Consider the following 3578-nt stretch of genomic DNA (forward strand, 5'->3'; position numbering starts at 1 on the left):
GCCCTAATGCCAGTCAGTTAAGGAGGAGCGCTTTACCGTGGCGAGGGAGCTTGCTCCCGCTGGACTGCGCAGCAGTCCCATTTTCTGGGGTCGCTTCGCGGCCCAGCGGGAGCAAGCTCCCTCGCCACGGTAAAGCGCTCCTCCTTAACTGACTGGCATTAAGGCAAGCCCGCGCCCACATTTGAAGGTGTTCGCAAATCCAAAGGTGGGAGCTGCGTCAGCCATCACAGAGCGTAGTTATCAGCGCTGGCATTTGGGGCAAAACACACTCGCCCGCTGCCCCAGCACCACATTGCGCAACTCGGTCCCGCAGAGCTTGCACGCCTCGCCACCCCGGCCATAAACGAACAGTTCCTGCTGGAAGTACCCCGGCTGCCCGTCGCCACCGATAAAATCGCGCAATGTGGTGCCACCCCGCTCAATCGCCGCGGCCAGCACGCGCTTGATCTCGATCGCCAGCCTCAGATAGCGCGCCCGCGAAATACCGCCCGCCGCGCGACGCGGATCGATCCCCGCCGCAAACAGCGCTTCCGTCGCATAGATATTGCCCACGCCCACCACCACCGCGTTATCCATGATGAACGGTTTCACCGCCATCGCCCGTCCACGGGACAGCTGGAACAAGCGCTCGCCATCAAACAGCGCGGTCAACGGTTCCGGCCCCAGGCGGAGCAGCAGTTCGTGGTTGTGCGGGTCCTGGCTCCAGAGCATCGCGCCAAACCGCCGAGGGTCGGTGTAGCGCAACGCCAGGCCGGACTCCAGCTCGATGTCCACATGTTCATGCTTGGCTGCGGGCGTGCCGGCTTCCACCAGCCGCAGGTTGCCCGACATGCCCAGGTGACTGATCAAGGTGCCCACTTCGGCGTTGATCAGCAGGTACTTGGCCCTGCGCTCCACCAGCACGATGCGCTGCCCGGACAGGCGCACATCGAGGTCTTCCGGGATCGGCCAGCGCAGGCGGCGCTCACGCACCACCACACGGCTGACGCGCTGACCCTCCAAATGAGGGGCAATCCCGCGGCGGGTGGTTTCGACTTCTGGTAACTCAGGCATGTGTACCTCGGGAGGAAAGGCTCAGTGCGCGCCCAGTTCGCGGATCGACAACTTCATGCTTTCGAAGTCGTAGTCCGACAGGCCTACGTAATCCAGCACCAGGTGACCGATCGCATCCCATTCATGGTCAATGCTCTGGTTGCCCAGCACGCGATAGGACGAACAGATGTGCTCGGCCATCTTCAGGATCGCCAGCAGGTTTTTCAGAACAGGGTTACGCGACGACTCATCGCTGAAAATCGCCAGGGCGTTGTGGTGATTGGCGATGGCGTCGGTCACATGCTCCGGCAGGCGCCAGGACTTGGCGGTGTAGTAACCCACCACCGCATGGTTGGTGTTGAACGCGTTGTTCTCGGTGTCGACCACGCGGCAATCCGGGCCGGCATTGGCATAGGCCTGTTCCAGAACCGTCATGTAATCCGGGAACCGCTTGAGCATCAGCGGTACACCACAATCGTGGAACAGGCCCAGGGCATAGGCTTCGTCAATTGCCTGGGAGCCGGTGCGCTTGGCCAGGGTCAGGCAGGTCATCGCCACATCCTGGGCGGTGTCCCAAAAGCGGTTGAGCGTGACGATAGTGTCATCGTTCATCTCGCCCTTGATCGATAACGCATTGATCAGGTTGATGACCGAGCGGCTGCCCAGCAGGTTCACCGCGCGCTGGATCGAGGCGATCTTGTTGCTCAGGCCGTAATACGACGAGTTGACGATCTTCAACAGCGCGCCGGACAGGCCCGGGTCCTGGGCGATCAGCCGGGCGATCACTTCCAGGTCCGGGTCGGGCATGTACTGCTCCATCTGCAAATCCACCATGATTTGCGGCTGGGGCGGCACGCTGATGCCTTGCAGAACCTGCTGGATTTGCTCGGCGGAAAGCTCTTGGGACATAAGTACACACTCTGGGCTAAGCGGGGATTCTACCCTGTAGGAGCGAGCTTGCCCGCGAAAAACCTGAGCGCCGCGTCAATTCAGAATACCCGCGTTATCGTTAACGTTTTTCGCGAGCACGCTCGCTCCTGCAGCCCATCAGGCTAAGCCACGAAAGGTCATACAACACGGTATACTCCCGCTCTTTTTTCCGGAGCGACGTCATGTCCCTGCCAAGCCTGCGTCTCAAAGCCAACGCCGATCGTCGTTTGCGCAACGGCCACCTGTGGGTCTACAGCAACGAAATCGACGTGGCTGCCACCCCACTCCACGGCTTCCAGGCAGGCGACCAGGCTATCCTGGAAGCAGCCGGCGGCAAGACCCTGGGCATCGTGGCCATGAGCCCGAACAACCTGATCTGCGCCCGCCTGCTGTCGCGCGACATCAAGTTGCCACTGGACAAGTCGCTGTTGGTGCACCGCATCAACGTCGCGCTGTCGCTGCGCGACCGCCTGTTCGACAAGCCGTTCTACCGCCTGGTCTACGGCGATTCCGATCTGCTGCCGGGCCTGGTGGTCGACCGTTTCGGCGATATCCTCGTCGTGCAGATCGCCTCGGCGACCATGGAAGCCCATAAAGAAGACGTGATCGCCGCGCTGACCCAAGTGCTCAAGCCGAGCGGCATTCTATTCAAGAACGACTCCGCCGCGCGCGACGCCGAAGGCCTCAACCGCTACGTCGAAACCGTGTTCGGCCTGGTGCCGGAGTGGGTGGCGCTGGAAGAAAACGGCGTGAAATTCGAAGCCCCGGTCATCCAGGGCCAGAAAACCGGCTGGTTCTACGACCACCGCATGAACCGCGCCCGGCTGGCCCCGTATGCCAAGGGCAAGCGCGTTCTGGACCTGTACAGCTACATCGGCGGCTGGGGCGTGCAAGCCGCCGCCTTTGGCGCCAGTGAAGTGTTCTGCGTCGACGCCTCCGCCTTCGCCCTCGACGGCGTTGAACGCAACGCCGCGCTGAACGGCGTCGCCGAGAAAATGACCTGCATCGAAGGCGATGTCTTCGAAGCGCTCAAAGAACTGAAAGCCAGCGAAGAACGCTTTGACGTGATCGTCGCCGACCCACCGGCCTTCATCAAACGCAAAAAAGACATGAAGAACGGCGAAGGCGCCTACCGTCGCCTGAACGAGCAAGCCATGCGCCTGCTCAGCAAGGACGGCATCCTGGTCAGCGCCTCGTGCTCCATGCACCTGCCGGAAGACGACCTGCAAAACATCCTGCTGACCAGCGCCCGCCACCTGGACCGCAATATCCAGATGCTCGAACGCGGTGGCCAGGGTCCGGACCACCCGGTGCACCCGGCGATTGTCGAGACGCGGTATATCAAGAGCATTACGTGCCGGTTGTTGCCCAATAGCTAAGTAACACCGCGCTGTCCGAGTGAGCGCGGACCAAAATGTGGGAGCGGGCTTGCTCGCGAATGCGGTGTATCAGCCAACAGATCCGGCGACTGAGCTCTGCATTCGCGGGCAAGCCCTAATGCCAGTCAGTTAAGGAGGAGCGCTTTACCGTGGCGAGGGAGCTTGCTCCCGCTGGACTGCGCAGCAGTCCCATTTTCTGGGGTCGCTTCGCGGCCCAGCGGGAGCAAGCTCCCTCGC

General features: G+C 61.8%; 3 protein-coding genes. 1 reads left to right on the forward strand and 2 read right to left on the reverse strand.

What is annotated here, in order from left to right; genetic code table 11:
* Positions 1–240: 240 nt before the first annotated feature.
* On the reverse strand, positions 241–1053 hold the full coding sequence (gene mutM, locus Q1V60_RS20420) for a bifunctional DNA-formamidopyrimidine glycosylase/DNA-(apurinic or apyrimidinic site) lyase (RefSeq protein ID WP_300633967.1): 813 nt from the start codon (positions 1051–1053) through the stop codon (positions 241–243).
* A gap of 21 nt (positions 1054–1074) precedes the next feature.
* Positions 1075–1887 (reverse strand): HDOD domain-containing protein, encoded by an 813-nt coding sequence (locus tag Q1V60_RS20425; protein ID WP_300633973.1) that lies wholly within the window; start codon positions 1885–1887, stop codon positions 1075–1077.
* A 257-nt stretch (positions 1888–2144) separates the two neighbouring features.
* On the opposite strand from Q1V60_RS20425, the gene Q1V60_RS20430 reads away from it, so the two are divergent.
* Entirely contained in the window at positions 2145–3341 is a 1197-nt protein-coding gene (locus Q1V60_RS20430) for a class I SAM-dependent rRNA methyltransferase (RefSeq protein WP_053127951.1), read from the forward strand.
* Positions 3342–3578 lie beyond the last annotated feature (237 nt).

This window comes from Pseudomonas sp. (assembly GCF_030147005.1).
Classification (GTDB): domain Bacteria; phylum Pseudomonadota; class Gammaproteobacteria; order Pseudomonadales; family Pseudomonadaceae; genus Aquipseudomonas.

Bases quoted from the DNA above. Each gene is read 5' to 3' on its own strand.
- Q1V60_RS20430 (WP_053127951.1), top strand. From the start codon at position 2,145: ATGTCCCTGCCAAGCCTGCGTCTCAAAGCCAACGCCGATCGTCGTTTG.
- mutM (WP_300633967.1), bottom strand. From the start codon at position 1,053: ATGCCTGAGTTACCAGAAGTCGAAACCACCCGCCGCGGGATTGCCCCT.